Origin of the sequence: Streptomyces sp. NPDC096079, from assembly GCF_040303145.1 — a bacterium.
Classification (GTDB): Bacteria; Actinomycetota; Actinomycetes; order Streptomycetales; family Streptomycetaceae; genus Streptomyces.
This window is the reverse complement of record NZ_JBEOST010000009.1, coordinates 149,411-168,163: the sequence shown is the minus strand read 5'-3', so window position 1 is coordinate 168,163 and position 18,753 is coordinate 149,411. Positions and strand designations below refer to the sequence as shown.

The 18,753-nt window shown below is 72.0% G+C and carries 13 protein-coding genes; 7 read left to right on the top strand and 6 right to left on the bottom strand.

Annotation, left to right across the window (positions count from 1 at the left end; all coding sequences use genetic code 11):
• Positions 1-313: 313 nt before the first annotated feature.
• Positions 314-802, top strand: coding sequence for a TetR family transcriptional regulator (locus tag ABTY59_RS20090; RefSeq protein ID WP_352020481.1), 489 nt, complete (start codon positions 314-316; stop codon positions 800-802).
• Between the two features lie 25 nt (positions 803-827).
• On the opposite strand, the gene ABTY59_RS20085 is transcribed toward ABTY59_RS20090, so the two are convergent.
• Positions 828-1,478 carry an HAD-IA family hydrolase gene (locus tag ABTY59_RS20085; RefSeq protein ID WP_352020338.1) on the bottom strand — a complete coding sequence of 217 codons (651 nt, stop codon included), beginning with the start codon at positions 1,476-1,478 and terminating at the stop codon, positions 828-830.
• Positions 1,479-1,688: 210 nt separating this feature from the next.
• Between ABTY59_RS20085 and ABTY59_RS20080 the strand changes: the two genes are divergently transcribed.
• Positions 1,689-4,451, top strand: coding sequence for an ATP-binding protein (locus ABTY59_RS20080; RefSeq protein ID WP_352020480.1), 2,763 nt, complete (start codon positions 1,689-1,691; stop codon positions 4,449-4,451).
• 14 nt (positions 4,452-4,465) lie between these two features.
• Here the strand turns inward: ABTY59_RS20080 and ABTY59_RS20075 are convergent, their stop codons facing one another.
• The 3 genes from ABTY59_RS20075 to ABTY59_RS20065 all read right to left on the bottom strand — a co-directional run bounded on the left by ABTY59_RS20075 (position 4,466) and on the right by ABTY59_RS20065 (position 6,174).
• Positions 4,466-5,269 carry an alpha/beta hydrolase gene (locus ABTY59_RS20075; RefSeq protein ID WP_352020337.1) on the bottom strand — a complete coding sequence of 268 codons (804 nt, stop codon included), beginning with the start codon at positions 5,267-5,269 and terminating at the stop codon, positions 4,466-4,468.
• A 290-nt stretch (positions 5,270-5,559) separates the two neighbouring features.
• Positions 5,560-5,946, bottom strand: coding sequence for a hypothetical protein (locus ABTY59_RS20070; RefSeq protein ID WP_352020336.1), 387 nt, complete (start codon positions 5,944-5,946; stop codon positions 5,560-5,562).
• A gap of 57 nt (positions 5,947-6,003) precedes the next feature.
• Positions 6,004-6,174 carry a hypothetical protein gene (locus ABTY59_RS20065; RefSeq protein ID WP_352020335.1) on the bottom strand — a complete coding sequence of 57 codons (171 nt, stop codon included), beginning with the start codon at positions 6,172-6,174 and terminating at the stop codon, positions 6,004-6,006.
• A 210-nt stretch (positions 6,175-6,384) separates the two neighbouring features.
• On the opposite strand from ABTY59_RS20065, the gene ABTY59_RS20060 reads away from it, so the two are divergent.
• From ABTY59_RS20060 to ABTY59_RS20050, 3 genes are all read left to right on the top strand, one after another.
• Positions 6,385-10,215: an nSTAND1 domain-containing NTPase gene (locus tag ABTY59_RS20060; RefSeq protein ID WP_352020334.1), complete on the top strand. Its 3,831-nt coding sequence runs from the start codon at positions 6,385-6,387 to the stop codon at positions 10,213-10,215.
• A 212-nt stretch (positions 10,216-10,427) separates the two neighbouring features.
• Entirely contained in the window at positions 10,428-11,564 is a 1,137-nt protein-coding gene (locus ABTY59_RS20055; protein WP_352020333.1) for an HNH endonuclease signature motif containing protein, read from the top strand.
• Between the two features lie 187 nt (positions 11,565-11,751).
• The gene (locus ABTY59_RS20050) at positions 11,752-12,387 is read left to right on the top strand and encodes a VOC family protein (protein WP_352020332.1); all 636 of its coding nucleotides are present in this window, start codon (positions 11,752-11,754) and stop codon (positions 12,385-12,387) included.
• 78 nt (positions 12,388-12,465) lie between these two features.
• On the opposite strand, the gene ABTY59_RS20045 is transcribed toward ABTY59_RS20050, so the two are convergent.
• Positions 12,466-12,990: a peptidylprolyl isomerase gene (locus ABTY59_RS20045; RefSeq protein ID WP_352020331.1), complete on the bottom strand. Its 525-nt coding sequence runs from the start codon at positions 12,988-12,990 to the stop codon at positions 12,466-12,468.
• Between the two features lie 374 nt (positions 12,991-13,364).
• Here ABTY59_RS20045 and ABTY59_RS20040 point away from each other — a divergent pair, with 374 nt between their 5' ends.
• A complete protein-coding gene (locus ABTY59_RS20040) occupies positions 13,365-13,988 on the top strand; it encodes a TetR/AcrR family transcriptional regulator (RefSeq protein WP_352020330.1) in 624 nt (207 codons plus the stop codon).
• A 69-nt stretch (positions 13,989-14,057) separates the two neighbouring features.
• Here the strand turns inward: ABTY59_RS20040 and ABTY59_RS20035 are convergent, their stop codons facing one another.
• Positions 14,058-17,267 carry a bifunctional cytochrome P450/NADPH--P450 reductase gene (locus tag ABTY59_RS20035; protein WP_352020329.1) on the bottom strand — a complete coding sequence of 1,070 codons (3,210 nt, stop codon included), beginning with the start codon at positions 17,265-17,267 and terminating at the stop codon, positions 14,058-14,060.
• A 228-nt stretch (positions 17,268-17,495) separates the two neighbouring features.
• On the opposite strand from ABTY59_RS20035, the gene ABTY59_RS20030 reads away from it, so the two are divergent.
• Entirely contained in the window at positions 17,496-18,560 is a 1,065-nt protein-coding gene (locus ABTY59_RS20030; protein WP_352020328.1) for a zinc-binding dehydrogenase, read from the top strand.
• The last annotated feature ends 193 nt before the right edge of the window (positions 18,561-18,753 follow it).

The window sequence follows — 18,753 nt, the reverse complement described above, 5'->3', positions numbered from 1 at the left end:
CCCCGAGCGCTCGGTCCAAGCGGCTTCCAGCCGCGCCGCCCGAGAGGACCGGGCCACTGGCGATGGCGGCCTGGACGGGTGGCGCCGGCGCAGCCGATCCGAACCTTGGCAGCCCGGGTGGCGGCGGGCAGCGCACGGGCAGCGACGACGAACCGCCGATCTCATGTGTCACTTCACTGTAGTACTTAAAAGGCGACTCATCCCTCTGGAGAGGCACTAAGGGCTTGAAGGGTCACAGCTCCAGGGTAAGATCGGCGTGGTGAGAGCCGACGCAGCACGCAACATCGAAGCCGTACTGACCACCGGGGCACGCATGCTCGCCGCCGACCCCGGGGCGAGCATCGCGAGCATCGCCGCCGAGGCGGGTGTGGACCGGCGCACCGTCTACCGGCGCTTCGCCTCCCGCGAGGACCTCCTCGCCGCCGTCTACGCGGCGCGTCTCGCCGCCATCGAGGAGGCGATCGAGGACGCCCGGCTGCGCGAGGCCCCCGTCGCCGTCGCCCTGCACCGGTACGTGGAGAACGTCATCGGCGTCAATCGCACCTGGCCCGTGGACCTCACCGACATGCTCGCCGACGACACCGTGCGGGCCCGTCGGGATGCCCTGGCACACGAGGTCGACGTCTTCCTCGACCGCGCCACGGACGAGGGCCTGCTGCGCGCCGGAATCCCGGAGGGCTGGGCGAGCGCTCTCCTGCCCCGGCTCATGCACCTGGTGGCGCGGCAGTTCCCGGCGCTGTCCCCCGCCCAGGCCGCGGACGTCGTCGTCGACACCCTGCTGCGCGGCCTCGGAACCTCCTGACGCCGGAGATCCCCGGGGCTCTCCTTCAGACCGTGACCCCGTGTGGCTCGTCGCCGGTCAGCGGGATGCCGAGCAGGGCCTCCAGGGCGGCGACCGTCCGGGCCGGGTCCACGGCGTGGGCGGTGGCGAATCCCAGGTCCGCCGCGGGCGGCAGGTACTGCTCGGTGTCGTCGACGAACACGCACTCCTCGGCCCTCAGGCCGAGTTCCTCCAGCACCAGCCGGTACATCCCGGCTTCGGGCTTGCGGGTCCCGTGGACCTCCGACACCACCACGGCGTCGTAGCGCCGCTCCAGCTCGTACCCGGCGTACAGGTTCCACGGTGCCAGGCCGACCGAGTTGGAGAGGATCCCGACCTTCACCCCGGCCCGACGTGCGGCCGCCGCCGCGGCGATCACGACGGGCTCGGGCCGCAGGCCGGCGAAGATCCGGCCCATCAGGTTGTCAGGCGGGATGCCGAGGAGACGGCCGGCCGCCTCGTTCCACTCGGTCTGCGTGAGTGTGCCGCGCTCCAGCTCCTCGGTGAGCCGGACTCCCTCGGGGTCCAGGTAGAGACCCGTGAGCAGCGTCCCCTCGGCCAGTCCCTCGCGTTGCTCGAAGGAGAGGGCGGCGGGGAGCAGAGGAGTCGTCAGCACACCGCCGAAATCGAGGACGAGGCCCTTGCGGTGCTGAGTCATGCGCACACCTTAGAAGGTGGCCGATCCCAGCCTCACATCAGGTCGACATGTGTCTCAGCACGCCCCCACCAGCACGGCTCGCACGGAGCAACCCGCCGCCACGGCGCGGCGGAACGACGACGTACCCTCCCCATGGCGCCGGCGATCCGCGTACACCGGTGCGGCGCCCGGGTCGGGTACCGACTCGGCGGTCAAGGGAGTGGGGGGATGATGGATTCGACGGGCGGGACCATGATCGGCCGTGAACGGGAGCAGAAGGTGCTCTCCGAATTCGTCACGGCACCAGGAGGCCGGGCACTCGTCCTCAGGGGCGACGCCGGCGTGGGCAAGAGCACTCTGCTGGAACATGTCGTCGGTCTCGCGCACACCCACGGGCACAGGGTGGTGCGGGCGGCCGGCGTCGAGGCCGAGTCGGAACTCCCCTTCGCCGGCCTGCACCAGTTCCTGTACCCGCTGCTGTCCCACATCGACCGGCTGGACGACGTGCACCGGCGTGTGTTCGACGTCGTCTTCGGCAGGAACGAGAGTTCGCCCCCCTCCGTCATGACCCTCGGCATCGCGGTGCTCGACCTGCTCTCGCTCGCGACGTCGGAGAAGCCCCTCATGCTGGTTCTCGACGACGGTCAGTGGCTGGACGGCTCCAGTACGGAGGTCTGCGGGTTCGTGGGACGCCGGCTCACCGGCAGCTCCGTGAGGCTCGTCGTCGGACTGCGCTCGGACGTGCCGTCGGGCTTCGACACCGCCGCACTGTCCGAGCTGACCGTGCCCACGCTGTCGCCGCATGCCGCCGAAGAGCTCCTGAACGCACGCCACCCGGACCTCGACCCCCAGATCCGCCGTCTGGTACTGGACGAGGCCCGTGGCAACGCGCTGGCCCTGCTGGAGCTGCCGCCCTACGTACGCGGCGCCCGCCAGGCACGCGGCCCCGAGGCGGCACTCGGAATCCGCGGCGTCACCCTGCCCCAGCGCCTCCAGCAGGTGTACGGCTCGCGCATCGAGGGCCTAAGGGACGGCGTGCGCGCGGAGTTGCTGCGCGGCGCCCTGGACGGCGTCGAGGCGGGCTCCGCCTCCGGTCACATCAGGGGCACCCGTTACCGCATGTCGGACGTCGACGAGGCGGCCGCCTGCGGGCTCCTCGACATCGACCCGGTCGGCGGCACGTTCGTCTTCCGGCACCCTCTGGTGCGCTCGACAGTCGTACAGATGGCGACCCCCAACGCACGGCGCGCGGCGCACGCCGTGCTGGCCCGTATCCACCATGACGACCTGGAACGGCGCGCCACCCACCTGGCGGCGTCGACGGTCGACCCCGACGAGGAGGTCGCGGCGACGCTGGAGGCGGCGGCGGACTCCGCCACCCTCCAGGGCGGCGCGATGGCCGCCGTGGCCTGGCTGACCCGGGCCGCCGAACTCAGCGAGAGCCCCGCGGAGCGGTCCAGGCGGCTGGGCAGCGCCGCCTACGTCGCCGGACACTCCGGCCTGCTCGGGCAGGCCCGGCAGCTGATCCACTCGGACACCGGGCCGGGCGGACACGAGTCCCCCGCCTCGGTGGTCGCCTCGGGCTACGTCGCGTTCTTCGAGGACGGGGACGTGCGCTCCTCGCAGCGCCAGGTGTTCGCGGCGATCGAGACCATGCGTGACGAGGGGGTGCACGAGCCGGACGAGACACTCACCCGGCTGATCGACCTGCTCCTGGCCGTCAACCAGTACGCCGGTGACGCGACCGCCTGGGAGCGGACGCACGAACTGCTGGTCCCCCTGGGTGACTTGGTGTCCCCGTACTCGCGGATCTACCAGGACGCGTGGGGCGACGTGGTACGTCGCGGCGCGGGCGTGCGCCTGCGGGTGGAACAGGCGTTCTCCGATCTCCGCCGGCTGGAACCGTGGGACATCACGAGGCTGGGTGCCGCCTCGTACCACGTCGACATGCTCAGCCAGTACCGGCCGCTCATCGAGCGCACGATGGACCGCGAGATGGAGACGGGTGCCGTGGCCGACGCCATGACGATGCAGCACCTGGTCATGCTGGACCAGATCGCGGTCGGCGAGTGGGCCGAGGCCGAGCGGACCGGGCAGCGCAGCCTGGAGCTGACGACGGCGCACGGGCACGAACTGTTCGTCCAGCACACCCGAGCGTATCTGGGCCTGCTGGCCGCCCTGCGCGGCCAGGTCGAGCGCGCCCGGGAGCTCCAGGCGTCCGTCGACGCCTGGGCCCGTCCCCGCGGTGTCGGCTTCCTCGCGCAGATCAGCGACGCCATCGGCACCACCGCCGCCCTCAGCGAGGGCGACTACGAGGCCGCCTACCTCCACGCCATCGGCATCACACCACCAGGCACCTTCCATCCCTACGCCCACCAGGCCAGCCGCACCCTCCTCGACCTCGTCGAAGCGGCCGTCCACACCGGCCGCGCCGAACAGGCCCGCACCCACGCCCTGGCCGCACGAGACGCCGGCCTTCCCGACGTCTCCCCCCGCCTCGCCCTCACCACCTACGGCGCCCTCGCCATGACCGCGACCGACCAGACCGAAGCCGAGGAGATGTACCGCCGGGCAGAGACCCACCCGTCCGCCGCCCAATTCCCCTTCGAACTCGCCCGGATCCACCTCGCCCACGGCATCCGCCTGCGGCACACCAGTGGACGCAAGGCCGCTCGCCATCCCCTCACCCTCGCCTCCGACACGTTCCGCCGACTCGGCGCCCCCACCTGGGCCGAACGCGCCCAGGCCGAACTGCGCACCGCCGGCGCCCAGGCCACCCCCTCGGCACACCTGACGGCCCTCACGTGGCAGGAGCACCGGATCGCGGACCTCGCCGCCGGCGGGCTGACCAACAAGGAGATCGGCGAGCGCATGCACCTGTCCCCCCGCACCGTCAGCTCCCACCTCTACCGCGTCTTCCCCAAACTCGGCATCACCTCCCGAGCGGCGCTGCGCGACGCGCTGGGCAGGCTCCCCAGCGACCAGGACGCCTGAGCTGCCCGGGAGGGTCAGCCCGTCTCGGTGAGCGGGCGAACGCCGTGCTCGTCCAGCCACCCGAGCACGTAGTCGGCGACGAACCGCCATCCGGCGTCGACCACCAGTGAGTGGGCGCGGTCCGCGAACTGCTTCAGATCGGTCACGGCCGTCGAGTCGCCGTACTCCTTGTAGACGGCGCGGGTGACGGCGTCGGGGACCAGCAGGTCCTCCTGCCCGGAGATCAGCAGGAGCGGCCCGCGGACCGCGTTGCCGGTGTCCACCCGGGCGAGCGGGCTGCGTGCCGCGCCGTCGCAGCCGAGGTCGGTCAGCAGGCGGCGCGGTACGGGCACGGCGTAGCGCTCGAAGAGCCGGCCGGACTCCTCCGCGGTCACGGTGTTCGCGAACACCTCATGGAACTGCTCCGGCAACAGGGCCATGAGCGGATCGGCCGCGCCGCCGCCGGGCATGCGTGCGGTGACCGGCGCCCGGGGCAACGGCACCCGGTTGATCGGGGCCGGCGCGATGGCCACGGCCGCCCGGCCGGCCTCGTCGGCGACGAGGCGCTGCGCGATGAGTCCGCCGACGGAGTGCCCGATGAGCACCGGCGGTACGCCGAGCGACCTCACGATGCCGGCGTAGTGGTCCGTCAGCGCGTCCAGGTCGAGGCCGGCGAGCGGCCCGGGGGACAGACGCGTGTCCCGGGCGGTGGCGGCTTCCCCCGGCCACCCGGGCGTGAGGGCGAGGAATCCCTGGCCGGCGAAGCGTTCGGCCCACGCCTCCCAGGACTGCGCGTGCAGCCACGCGCCATGGATGAAGACGACGGGAGTACGGTTCACGGCTGGTTCCTCCGAGCACGACGACCACCCGGCACCGGCACACGGGCGACTGTTCCAGGGTCGTTCAGGCACAGGCCTCGGACGACAGTCGAATGACTGCATGCTCTCCGGTCCACGACGTTGCCGGCTCTGTCCAACTCGCCGTCGAGGGCTTGGTGCCGCCGAAGGCGTCGGCGGCACCAAGCCCGTCACGGGTCCGCCGACGCCGGCGCCGCCGGGTCACTCCCCTGCGGTGACCCGGTCGGCTGCTCGACGCCGGTGGAACCCGGGTGTGATCCCGTCGTGCTCGCTCAGTAGCGGACCCACACCCACTGGAGGGCCATGAAGAGCGAGTACGGGAGGCACTCAAAGGCGACAGCCTGACCCGAGGCCACGTAGTACCGGCCGTAGAGGTAGCAGCTGAAGACGTTCATGCCGCCCATGTAGATCTTCCGCACCCTCGTGGAGGACCGGACCGTGGTGCTCGCCGTGGACACGGCCCGCGCGGACGCGGAGGCCGGCACGGACGCGGGCACCGAAACGGGCGCGGAGGCCGGAAGGGGCGCGCGCGCCGGAACCGGCGCGGCCGCGGGCACCGACGCCCGCACCGGCGTGGCTTCGGCGACGACGCCGAGGCCGAGCGTCATGGCGGTGGCGAGCGCCACGGCGCCGGCCGCTCTGCCGAGAATCTGCTTCATGGGTCTCCTGAGGTCTCGAAGTGTGGTGGGGCGAAGGATGGGTGCGGTCCCGATGACCTACCAGGTGGGTCCGGAGTGGGGCCGTTCCTCCGCCCGACGGCGGGCCTCCTCCTCCGCGTAGCGGGCCTGGCGGTCGGCTTCCTGCTTGGCCTGGAAGTCCGCGTGCTCCTGCTCGGCGCGTCGGCGGTTCTCCTCGATGATGCGCAGTTCGTCGTCGCTCAACGGCATGACGTCGTCCCTTCCGTAGTGGCGGCCTGCCGGCCCCCGTTGCTTCGAGTCTTCGCCGGTGGGAGGTTGTTGCGCAGCCCCGTTCCGGCGACGAGACAATCCCGCCCCGCCGCTCTCGTCACGACGTGAAACCCTCTTGTCGACCGCGCCCCGGCCCCGGTTGAGTGCGTGCTCGGCAGGTCGGGGGCGACGGCAGGACAGGGGTGGGATGTGGGGCGTCAGGAGAAGCCGCTCGATCCGGAACAGGGTCCGGTGGCACGGCTGGCCCATGATCTGCGCCGGCTGCGCGGGGACGCGGGTGGGCCGACGTACGCCGCCATGGCGCGACGGGCCGGATACTCGGTGGCGACGCTGTCGCGGGCGGCCGCGGGTGAGCAGCTGCCCTCGCTGCCTGTCGTACGGGCCTATGCGTCGGCCTGTGGGGCGGACCCCGACGCGTGGGAGCGCCGTTGGCTCGCGGTGTCCGGGGAACTGGCGACGCGCGAGCGAGCGGACGACGGCCCGTCCCCGTACCGAGGTCTGGCACGGTTCGAACCCGGCGACGAGGACCTCTTCTTCGGCCGTGAGGCGCTGAGCGACGACCTTCTGGCACTGACGCGGGAGCACCGCGTGGTCGCCGTGCTCGGATCCTCCGGCAGCGGCAAGTCGTCCTTGCTGCGAGCGGGCCTGATCCCCCGTCTACGACGGAACGCACCGTCCCGGGAGGGGAGAACGGAGCTGCGTCCGGCAACGATCCGGGTCCTGGCGCCCGGAGCACACCCCGTGGACGTACACCGGTCCGCGTTCGTGCCCGCGACAGGCGCGGGTGAGACCTGGGTGATCGTCGACCAGTTCGAGGAACTGTTCACTGTGTGCGCCGACCCGGCGGAGCGCCTCGCCTTCACGGAGATGCTGCTGACCGCGCGGGCGGCGGAGAGCCGGCTGCGCGTCGTGCTCGGTGTCCGGGCGGACTTCTATGCCCGGTGTCTCGAACACCCGGAGCTGGCAGTCGTGATGCGAGAAGCCACGCTGCCGGTCGGTCCGATGACCGAGACCGACCTCCGCCAGGTGATCACCGGGCCCGCCGGTACGCGGGGGGCGGTTGTCGAACGCGCCCTGACCGCCCGCCTGCTGGAGGCCGTCGCGACGGAACGGAACGCCCTGCCACTCCTTTCGCACGTGCTCCTCGAGACGTGGCGGCGCCGTCAGGCCCGCACGCTCACGCTGGCGGCGTACGAACAGGCCGGCGGGCTGCGAGAATCCATCGCCCAGGCCGCGGAGGCGGCGTACGCGCGCCTGGACGACGGTCGGCAGGCAACGGCCCGCAGCATGCTCCTCCGTCTGGTCACACCGGGGGAAGGCACCCCGGACACCAAGCGCCCCACCACGCGCGCGGAGCTGGAGGGCCTCGGCCCGGACGCGTCCGACGTTCTCGACGACCTCAGCCGCAGTCGTCTCGTCACGCTCGACCGGGACGACGTCGATCTGACCCACGAGGTCCTGATCGCCGGCTGGCCCCGGCTCGCCCGGTGGATCGACGAGGATCGGGACCGGCTGCGCACGCACCGCCGCCTCACCGAGGCCACCGAGGTGTGGAAGTCGCTGGGCCGGGACCGCGGCGCGCTGCTGCGGGGCACCGGGCTGAAGGCCGCCGCACAGGCGTTCGCACCCACCCGGCACGCGGACCTGCTCACCGCCGGCGGCTCCGCCGCGCTCACTCCCGACGAGCGGGACTTCCTCTACCGGAGCGTGCGGGCCCGGCGGTCCCGGGCCCGGCTGCGGCGTACCACCGCCGGCGTCCTGAGCGCCCTGGTGGCCCTGTCCGTGCTCGGTGCGGCGATCGCCGTCCAACAGAACAGCGCCAGGAACGAGCAGCGCACACAGAACGCCGCCCGTCGCACCACCACTGTGGCGGCCAGTCTGCGATCCACCGCCCCCACGCTGGCCGGACGTCTCAGCATCGCCTCCTGGCGGCTCGCCCGGACCCAGGAGACCCGCTCGTCCCTCCTCGCGGCTCTGGGACAACGCTCCGAGCCGGACTTCACCCCGCCGGTCCGCAACAGCGAGACCTCACACGCGTCACTGAGCTCGGACGGCCGGTTCGTACGCGTCCAGAGGGGCGAACGCGTCCAGGTGTGGGACACGACCACCCACACCATGACGCGCTCGTCCACAGTGCGGGGCCTGCTCACCGTGAACAGCGCGGGCGATCCGCGGGATGTCGAACTGTTTCCCTTCTATCCCGGACTGCCGGTCTGGAGCCCGGACGGCCGTTGGGCCGCGGACGCGACCCCACAGGGGAGCGTCACCCTGTGGGACACAGCGGCCGGAGCCCGTCACGCGCTGCCCGTCGGGATGACGAACGGGGTCAGGGACATCTCGCTCTCCGCGCAGGGAAGCCGGGTCGCCCTCGCGATGGAGGACTACGCGGAGGTATGGGACCGGGCCGGCAAACGGCCCCTCCTGACACTGCGCGGCGCGCGGATCGGCGACGGGGCCGTCGCCCTCAGCCGGGACGGCCGGCTGGTGGCACGCTGCGGAACGGGCGTCCGGGTCGAGATCCGGCGGGTTCCCAGCGGCAGGAAGGTGCCCCTCAAGGCGCTCGACGTGCCTCGGGAAGCGATCCGGCCATCCTGTCGGCCCGGCTCTCTGCGCTTCAGCCCGGACGGCAGAACGCTGCTGGCCCTACGCGATCAGGGCGTCGAACGCATCGACACCGTCACCGGCGACACGCTGGACGAGCTGGTTCAGCGCGGCCTGACCGAGGTGTCCTTCAGCGCGGACTCCCGGTTCGTCGTGGGTGTCACGAACGACCGGCTCCTGGTGTGGCGCAACACCCGCCACGCGCCCGACCGGCAGGAGCCGTACGAGGAGTGGGACGGGGCGATGCCGCTGAATCTGCCCCTTCCCCCGCAGGACAAGCCGTACAACGTACGGATCGACCCGACCGCCGGCGTCATCCGCTACCTGGCCATGGGCGGACGAACCGTCCGCACCGTCAACGCCCGTGACATCCTCAAGGCGCCCTGGCACGACGCGAAAAGCCCTCCCTCCCTGCCCAGCCCCACCGGGAGCGTCACGGCGGTCCCCAGGACCACGACGCCAGGCGAACTGTCCTACGAACTGCGGGACACGGAAACCGGTCGTCTCCTCGGCACGACTCCGGGCGTGAGCCACCCTTCGGACCGGACGCCCAAGCCCGTTGCGGCGTTCAGCCCGGACGGCCGGTTCTTCGCCTTCACCCCGGTCTCGGCCTTCCCGGAGGACCTCAGCGCGCAGACGGCCTCGGTCCCCCTCATCCGGGTCTGGGACGTGGAGGCCCGCCGCCCGGCGGCAGACGTACGCATGCGCCGCGGCCAGGAACCGCCCAATGCCCTCGCCGTGGCGAACACCCGCGCAAAGCCCGTGGTCTACGGCATCGTCTCGACGCAGATCTGGGACCTCACGTACGCCAAGCCGCTCACCCCCCTGCGGGAAGGGACGCCCGCCACACGGATGGCGCTCCATCCCCGCACGTCACTGCTGGCCCTCAACGACGGGACGGTCCTGGAACTCGCCACCGGCCGGACGGTCCGCGACCACACGGAACGGGACCTCGGGCAGGCCATGGCGTACAGCGGCACCGGCGACCTCCTCGCCGTCGCCGACGGCTCCGGCCGCATCCTGCTCTACGACGGTGCCATGAAGGCCCCACGGGGTGTCCTGAGCGGCGGAGAACCGGACGGCCCCGACGGCACCGTGGTCGCCGTCACCTCTCTCGCGTTCTCCCCGGACAACCGCACTCTCGCCGCCGGATCCCAGTCGGGCGGCATCCGCCTGTGGGACATCCCCTCCCGCACCGTGATCGGCGCCCCGCTGCCCACCACCGGGGACCGAGTGAGAACCCTCGCGTTCACTCCGGACGGCCAGGCCCTGCACATCCAGGCGAGCAACACCCGCCCACGGACGCAATCCCTCGCCCCCGAACGCCTCGCCGCCGAGCTGTGCACCCGCTTCGGTTCACTCACCCCCGGTGAATGGGCGGCCTACATCCCCGACGAGGAGTACCGCGTCATCTGCTGAGCGGGGCGGGCCACGACGTACGCTCGCCCTTCGCGAGGCGGCGCTCCATGACGGCCAACCGGCCGGAGAGGGGACAACGGTTTGGTCAAGGCGACCGAGAGCGGTGTCTGTCGGGGCAAGATGAGGGTCGCCTCCGACGAGACGACGCGGGCCGGCTCGGCTGCCGCCCTGACCAGAGGATGATGTTGCCGCAGACACCGGAGACCCCGAGGGTGCCCACCACACCGTTGTTCCTGCCTCCCGAGCTGCCGCCCGCGCTGCCCTCTCCCCGCCGACGTACGCGCCGAAGTACCAGGCCCAGGCCGCAGCCGCCTGCCCTGCCGAGTGTCCCTCGCCCCGACACGCCTTCACCCGCGGTCTTCGGAGTCTCGGCCGCGTGGAAGCAGTTCGAGCCCGCTCTCACCGCGTTCAGCCGCGCCCGCCAACAGCGTTTCAGCGACGGCCAAGCAGCCGCCCTCGACGAGCAGAGGCTCGGCTCGGCACGGCTGGCGACCGAGAAGGACCAACTGACTCCCCGACAGCTTGCCGCCGCGCTGAGACGGCTGGGGATCGCGGAACAGCGGCACCAGGAGTCCCGACATCGATACGAGGAGGCGGACCGTCGGCTCGCCGGCAGCGCCCAGGCGCTTCAGACGGCGCAGCAGGCTCTGACGAACCCCGAGGAGAAGGAGAAGGCTGCTCTCCTGGTCCTCCGCGCCGAACAGAAGCCTTTCAGCGGCGCTCCGCTGATCACACCCGTCGGAAACACGAGGGAGAACACCCCTCCCGAAGCGGCGGGAGTGGTGGCCGCCTCGACGGCGAAGGACATCCCCCTGAACCATCCTGACGGCAGGCTCTGCCCCGTGTGCGGGAAGGGCGGACTGCAGCCCGGCCAGTTTCGACACAGGAGATGCGAGACCGCGAAGCTGGTACAGGTCGAGGACACCGTGGAGGCGCTCCCCCTGAGCCCGGCCGTCGTCCACGAGCAACAACAGCGCGGCAGAAGCTCGGAGTACCGGCGCCTGGTCGCCCTTGCCGAGCAGCGTGAGCCGACGATGCGCGGAATCCGGCGCAAGGGCTCCTCGACGCGGGCCCGGATCGAACAGTCGAGGGAGGCCGTCCTCGTGCGCTGCGGTGGACTGTGCGAGAACCCGGGGTGCGCGGGGCAGCCGGCCGATGTCAAGGACGACGGCAGCGCGATCCTGGAAGTGGACCACGTTCAGGCCCTTGAGGACGGTGGCCCTGATCTTCCGTGGAACATGGTGGCGCTGTGCCCCAACTGTCACCGCGTCAAGACGTACGGCAGCACCAGGAAGGAGCTGACGAGGATCCTGGCCGAGGTCGCCCGGCACAAGCATGCGGCATGGTGACCGGCGCCGTGCGGGGAGCGGGTCGTGGGCCTCGACGAGGGCACGGTGCTGCTGCCCGGCTTCGAACGGGCCTCCCCGGCCGGGATGACGGTGATCGATCCGCTCCCCGGCTGAATCCCCGGAGGACACGGCCGGGCGACGGGCGTGGCGTCGGGATGTGGAGCGGTTGTCGGGTGATGATGCCGACGTGCGACTTGATCACGTGTCCTATGCGGTGGCCCGCGACAGCTTCGTCTCGACCGTCCAGCGGATCGGATCGGCCCTCGGTGCCGGGTTCGTCGACGGAGGCGTGCACCCGCGATTCGGCACCCGCAATTTCATCCTCCCGCTGAGCGGCGGCACCTACGTCGAGGTCGTCACCACACTCGACCACCCCGCCGCCGACCGCGCACCCTTCGGCCAGGCGGTCGCGCGCCGCGCCGCCGAGGGCGGCGGCTGGCTCGGCTGGGTGGTCTCCGTCGACGACATCGCCCCCGTCGAGGCCCGCCTCGGCCGCACCTCGACCGAGGGGCACCGCGTCCGCCCCGACGGGTTCGACCTGAGGTGGAAGCAGATCGGCCTGCTGGAGCTCATGGAGGACCCGCAACTGCCGTACTTCCTCCAGTGGCTGGTCCCCGGCGAGGAGCGCCCGAGCGCCGACCCGCGCACCTCCACCACCATCCACGGGGTCTCCATCGCCGGCGACGCCGCCCCCATCGCCGAGTTCCTCGGCGAACCGGCCGACCACCCCCTCGACCAGATCGACGTCACCTGGGTCGAGGACGAGGAACCGGGCCTGGTCTCGGTCGAGTTCGCCACCCCCCACGGCCCGGTCACGATCTGACCGGGGCCCGGCTCTCTCCGCCCGGGGCGGTCGCAGGCGCCGGGCGTGCTCGTGGAGGTCGTGTCGCGTCGCGGTGCGTCAATGCCGGCAGGACGGCCGGACGCGGAGCAGCTCGGTCCGCAGGACGGGTGTGCCGTCGACCGGTGCGGGGTTCTCCGCGGTCGGCTCGATGCCTGCGGCGGCGATCTTGTCGAGTGTCGTCAGGCCGGCGGGGCCGACCGTGCCGAACACCGTGTAGTTCGGGCGCAGTGCGGAGTCGCCGTAGACGACGAAGAACTGTGAGCCGTTCGTGTTCGGACCGGCGTTGGCCATCGCCAGCAGGCCGCGCCCGTAGAGGCGGCGCGTGCCGGTGGGATCGGTGGGTGCGGGCGGCAGGTCCACCGGCAGCTCGTCCTTGTACTTGTACCCGGGGCCGCCCTCACCGGTACCGGTCGGGTCGCCGCACTGCAGGACCTTCAGCGTCGGATACGCCGTCAGTCGGTGGCACACCGTGCGGTCGTAGAACCCGTGCCGCGCCAGGTGCAGGAAACTCTGCACCGTGCACGGCGCCTTGGCCCGGTCCAGGTGCAGCGGGAGCGAGCCCTGGCTGGTCGGAACCGCCATGTCCACCGTGCCGCGACCGGGGGTGCGCCGCGGGTCGGGCGGCAGCGGAACGGGGCGCGCCGCCGGCTCGTCCGGGGTCTGCGTGTACTGGCAAGGGCCGTGCGTGGTGCGTGGCGGAGCGCTGTCGGAAGCGGTGGCGACACTCCCCCCGGACACGACTAACGCCACGGCCGCGCATGCGCCGATCAGTGCTCGCTTCATCCTGCACGCCCTCCCGATGATCTCCAGGTCTTGGAGCGGTCGCAGTCTAGGGGCGTGGTCTGGTCTGCGGGAGTGGAAATTCCGGCCGATCAGCACGGCGCAGCCCCATGCTTGGCCCGTCCCCGCCGGTCAGGGCCGACTTGGTCGATTGACTGAGTCGATATAGTGGACGCATGGCTCATGTTTCCGCGGCCGAGCGCCGCCCCCAGCTCATCAAGGCGGCCATCGACCTCATGACCAGGGAGGGTGTCGCCGCCGGCAGTACGCGGGCGATCGCCGCCGAGCTGGGGGTCGCGCAGGCCACGGTGCACTACACCTTCGGGACGAAGGAGGACCTGTACCGGGCGGTCATGGACCAGATCACCGCCGACCTGATCGTCCAGGTCGAGCGGGCGGCGCCCGAGGGGGCCGGGTTCGAGGAGACCATGGCCGCCCTGGCCGGGGCGCTGTGGCGGACCATGAGCGAGCCCGCGACCCATCACCAGCTGCTCACCGAGCTGACCATGTTCTCCCTGCGCACGCCCCGGCTGAACGAGGCCCGGCAGGGGCACTACCGTCAGGTGATAGAGGTGACGGCCCGGCTGGTGACGGAGACGGCGGAGCGGACGGGGTACGCGCTCGCGCAGCCCGCGGAGACCGTCGCCCGGTTCTTCCTGTCCGGTTTCGACGGGCTGACGATGCAGCACCTCTGTCTGCCGGACGAGACCGCCGAGCACGTGGGGCTGCGGGCCCTGGTATCGGCGACCGTGGCGCTCGCCGGAGGGCGGCTGGAGCTCACGGACGTGCCCGTCGGCTGACGGGAGTACGGCACGACGGCCATGGGCGCCCCTCAGTCGCGCCCATGGCCGTCGGTGTCGGTCCCGCCGTCAGCCGGCCCAGACGTCCTCGACGTAGCGGCCGGACTCGACCAGGCCCGCGAGCCAGGCCACGGCCTCCTCGTCGGTCGCGCCGGTGTGCTCGCGGTGGATCGCCAGGAACGCCTCGCGGACGGCGGGGGCCATGCGGCGGCCGTCGCCGCAGATGTAGACGCGTCCGCCGGCCTCCAGGACCGCCCACACCTCCTCGCTCTCGCGGGCGATGCGCTCCTGGACGAAGCGGGCGCCGTTCTCGGGGGCGTGCATGAAGGTGGGGCGCATGCTGACGGCGCCGGCCGCCTCGGCCGCCTCGAACTCGTCCCGGTGCAGGTAGTCCACGTCCGGGTGGTCGCAGCCGAAGTAGCAGAGCAGCGTGCCGGTCGAGCCGGTGTGGTGCCGGTCGAGGACGGCGCCGCGGAAGGGCGCGAGGCCGGTGCCCGCGCTGATCAGGATGACCGGTACGGAGGTGTCCTCGGGCAGGCGGAAGGACTCGCTGCACGGCAGCACCCGCGCCTGGACCGTGTCGCCGGCCCGGATCGTCTGCACGTGGTGGGAGGCGATGCCCCGGAAGGTGCCCTCTCCCCCGCGGTGGGGCGCGGCGAGCAGCGAGATCATGAGGTCCACCTCGCCGGGCCGTGCCGCGGCGGAGGAGGAGACGGAGTAGTGCCGGGGGCGCAGCACCGGCAGCAGCTCCAGGAAGGTCTCGAAGGGCAGTTCGCAGGCGCGGTACCGCTCCAGGAGGTCGAGGAGGCTGCGTCCGGCGAGGGTGACCCGCTCGCGGAAGGCGTCGGCGTCGGCGAGTTCGGCCAGGGGCTGCTTCTCGGGCGGGCAGGCGGTGTGCTCGGCGAGCACGGCGATCTGCTCCTGGGTGGCCGTGTCCTGGAGTTCGACGAAGTCGGTGAGCAGGCGGCGCAGGGTCAGCGGCCGGTCGATGGGCAGGGCGCCCCGGCTGCGGCGGCGGGCGCGCAGCCGGACGGTGCGGTCCAGGTCGAGGGCGAAGCGGTCGGCGACCCGCTGGACGAGAGCCTCGGGATTGCTCGGGAGGAGGGCGAGGTGGTCGGCGGTGCGGTAGGTGACGCCTTCGGGGAGCCGAAGCCTCAGGAAGCGCTTGGAGCGGCCGAGTTCGTGGTCGGTGTCGACGAGTTCGTACGCTTCGAGGACCTCCATCGGCTGGACGCCGTGCCGGTCGGCGAGGCCGCCGGTGACCGACTCGGAGGTGTCCTCCAGTTCGTACAGGCCCTGGCCCTCTTCCGTGGGTCCGGCGGCGGGGGCGGCTCCTTCGACGGCCTCGCCGTAGGTGTCGAGCAGGGCGGTCCACAGGTCGGCGGTCCAGCGGTCGACGGTGCCGGCGAAGTCGCCGGAGGCGTCGGCGGCGCCGCGGTCCAGGAGCGGGGTGGCGCCCGCGGCCTTCAGGCGCTCGTCGATGAGGGCGGGGATCCGCTGGTAGGTGGCGGCCCAGTTGCGGTCGCCGACGCCGAGGACGGCGTACCGGAGTCCTTCGAGGGAGCCGGGCTCCAGGGTCTCCAGTGAGGCGACGAACGCGGCGGCGTCGTCGGTGGGGCGGCCGTTGTAGGAGGCGGCGACGATGAGGAGGGGGCCCTCGGTGCCCGCCAGCTTCCCGGCGTGGTCGTCGAGGGACGCGACGGACGGGGTGAAGCCGTGGTCCTCGCCGTCGGTGCCGAGGTCGCGGGCGATGCCGGCGCAGGTGCCGAGATTGGAGCCGTGCAGCAGGGTGAGGGCGGTGCCGGCGGCGCGCCGGACGGTGGCCGCGGCGCTGCCGCCGGCGGTCGTGGTCGTGGTGACGGCGGGCATGCGGCGCTCGTCGCCGGTGCGGCGGGCGAGCCGCAGGCTGAATCCGTCGGGCTTGATGGTGAGCGAGGACTTGATCTTCAGCTGGTAGTCGGTGTGGTCGACCAGGCGGTAGCGGTGGACGAGGAGGCCGAGCAGCAGGGTGGCCTCGTGCAGGGCGAACTGGCGTCCGATGCAGGCGCGTTCGCCGTTGCCGAAGGGCTTGAAGAGGTGGACGGAGCGGGCTTGCTCGCGCTCGGGTGAGAAGCGCTCGGGGTCGAACAGCTCGACGTTCTCGCCCCAGGCGGGGTCGCGGTGCAGGGCCGGGGTGATCACCATCAGGGACTCGCCCTTGCGGACGGCGTACTTGCCGCCGATGACGGTGTCCTCGATGGGCTCGACGGCGAAGCCGGGCGCGGTGGGCCACAGCCGCAGGCTCTCGTTGAGGACCTGGCGGATGTAGGAGAGCTTGCCGATCTCGGCGTAGTCGGGGTCGGGCATGTCGGTGTCGCCCCAGAGGGCGTCGACCTCGGCCTGGGCCCGCTTGAGCACCTCGGGGTGCTTGGTCAGGTAGTAGAGCGCGAAGGAGAGGGCGCCGCTGGTGGTCTCGTGACCGGCGATCAGGAAGGTGATCACCTGGTGGCGGATGTTGACGTCGTCCAGGGGCTGGCCGGTCGCGGGGTCCTTGGTGTGCAGCATCATGCCGAGGAGGTCGTCGGTGCTGCTGTCGCCGGACGCCCGGCGCTGCCGGATGACGTCGTCGACGAGGTCCGACATCAGCTGGGCGTCCGCGCGGAAGCGCTCGACCTGCTTGCGCTTGAAGATCTCGGTGCCCGGTATGGACTCGCTCTTCTCCTGGGTGAAGCCGAGGGCGCGGGCCATCGCCTCGACGAAGGGGTGCAGGTCGTTGCGGCGGAAGGACTCGAAGTCGTAGCCGAAGCCGCACAGCCCGATGGTGTCGAAGGTGAGCCGGGTCATGTCGTCGGGGACGTCGACGGACTGGACTCCGGCGATCCTGTCCCACTTGCCGACGAGCGAGCGGGCCACCGTGAGCATGGTGTCGTGGTAGCCGCGCATCGCGCCGAGCGAGAAGGCGGGCATCAGGATGTCGTGGGCCTTGCGCCAGTTCGGCTCGTGGTGGAAGGCGGTGAAGAGGCCGTCGCCGGCGATCTGGCGGACTTCGACGAGGTCCCCGTGCACGTTCTTGCGGAAGCGGGTCTCGTCGGACAGTTCGGTGACCAGGTCCAGGCCGCCGACGACGACGGTCTCGGTCCCGAAGAGGCGGACGCGGTAGATCGGCCCGAAGTCCTTGACCTCCTTCATGAGGTGGGTACGCCCGTCGGAGCCCCCGGGGAAGGTGAGGGCGTGTCCGATCAGGGGCAGCGCGGGGCGCTCGGGGATCGCCCGGGCCCTGCCAACGGACATCTGAGTCATGAACGTGCCTTTCGTCGCAGACCAGCAGTCGCTTCGCACTCACCCTACAGACGACATTGTCACCCGATCATGTCAAGTGACTGTGTTGCTCGACACGATCATGTGACGGAACTAATCGGCGAGCGAGAACGTAGGCCAGCTCCCGCTTGACATCCGACCCGGTCTATCGACACGGTTGGGTGACTTGTTCGGTCGAACAAGTCATGCGAGAGAAATCGAGGTCCCCTCATGAGCAGCACGATGCTCGCCGGACGGCTCCGTCTGGACACCCGCTCCTTCGCGGTCGAAGAGGTCGCCGTCCCGGTCCCCGGCCCGGGCGAGGTCCTCGTCGAGGTGCGGGCCGCGGGCGTGTGCCTGTCGGACGTCCACCTGATCGACGGCAGCCTGAGCCCCTTCTTCCCCACCGACGCGGTCACGAAGGCGGGCGCCGTCACCCTCGGCCACGAGGTCGCCGGTGTCGTCCACACCCTCGGCCCGGACGTGAAGGGCGACTGGACGCCCGGGCAACGCGTGGTCCTCCAGGCCGGCGAGGCCTGCGGCGACTGCCCCGGCTGCCTGCGCCGCATGATGTGCCACCGTCCGCTCACCCGCGGTCTGGACTACGACGGCGGCTGGGCGCAGTACACGATCGCCCGCGAGGGCACCCTGCTCCCCATCCCGGACGACCTGCCCTTCGACCAGGCCGCGATCATCCCCGACGCGGTGTCCACCCCGTACGCCGCGATCGTGGGCACCGGCGCGGTCCGCCCCGCCCAGTCGGTCGGCATCTGGGGCGCGGGCGGCCTCGGCGCCCACGCCGTGCGGCTGGCCCGGATGGTCGGCGCGGCCCCGATCCTCGCGATCGATCCGCTGCCCTCGGCCCGCGAGCGGGCCCTGCTCTTCGGCGCGGACCTCGCCCTCGACCCGCTCGCCCCGGACTTCGCCGAGGCGGTGCGGGAGGCGACGGCCGGACGCGGCCTCGACGTCGCCTTCGACTTCGCCGGCGTGGGCGCGGCCCGCGCCCAGGCCGCGTCGGTCCTCGGCCCGTTCGGTTCGCTCGTCCTCGCCGGGCTCACCCCGGAGCCGGTCACGATCGCCGACAGCATCGGCTTCTGCTTCAACGTCAACCAGGTCCGCGGCCATTACGGCTCCGAGCCCGAGCACGTCGAGCAGCTCGTCGGCCTGGCCTCGGCCGGACGCATCGACCTGGCCCCGTCCGTCACGGCCCACGTGCCGCTGGCCGAGGCGGCCGAGGCGGTCGCCCGCCTGGAGAACAAGGTCGGCGACCCGATCCGCCTGGTGCTCACGCCCTGAGCACCCGCGTCGCACGACGACGCCCCTCCGGTGGCCGGGGAGTCCGCCGTGGGCGCACCACAGGAGTCCCCGGCGGTCGAAGCCGTCCCGGAAGGAGGGGAGGACGAGGACATGGACGACGCAGGACGCGGCGACGCCCGGGGCTCATCGGGTGTGAGGGGGAGAGGGGACTCCGGCGACGGGCGGAGGAAGG

Bases quoted from the DNA above. Each gene is read 5' to 3' on its own strand.
- ABTY59_RS20090 (WP_352020481.1), top strand. From the start codon at position 314: ATGCTCGCCGCCGACCCCGGGGCGAGCATCGCGAGCATCGCCGCCGAG.
- ABTY59_RS20085 (WP_352020338.1), bottom strand. From the start codon at position 1,478: ATGACTCAGCACCGCAAGGGCCTCGTCCTCGATTTCGGCGGTGTGCTG.
- ABTY59_RS20080 (WP_352020480.1), top strand. From the start codon at position 1,689: ATGGATTCGACGGGCGGGACCATGATCGGCCGTGAACGGGAGCAGAAG.
- ABTY59_RS20070 (WP_352020336.1), bottom strand. From the start codon at position 5,946: ATGAAGCAGATTCTCGGCAGAGCGGCCGGCGCCGTGGCGCTCGCCACC.
- ABTY59_RS20065 (WP_352020335.1), bottom strand. From the start codon at position 6,174: ATGCCGTTGAGCGACGACGAACTGCGCATCATCGAGGAGAACCGCCGA.
- ABTY59_RS20045 (WP_352020331.1), bottom strand. From the start codon at position 12,990: ATGGCGGTTCCGACCAGCCAGGGCTCGCTCCCGCTGCACCTGGACCGG.
- ABTY59_RS20040 (WP_352020330.1), top strand. From the start codon at position 13,365: ATGGCTCATGTTTCCGCGGCCGAGCGCCGCCCCCAGCTCATCAAGGCG.
- ABTY59_RS20035 (WP_352020329.1), bottom strand. From the start codon at position 17,267: ATGACTCAGATGTCCGTTGGCAGGGCCCGGGCGATCCCCGAGCGCCCC.
- ABTY59_RS20030 (WP_352020328.1), top strand. From the start codon at position 17,496: ATGAGCAGCACGATGCTCGCCGGACGGCTCCGTCTGGACACCCGCTCC.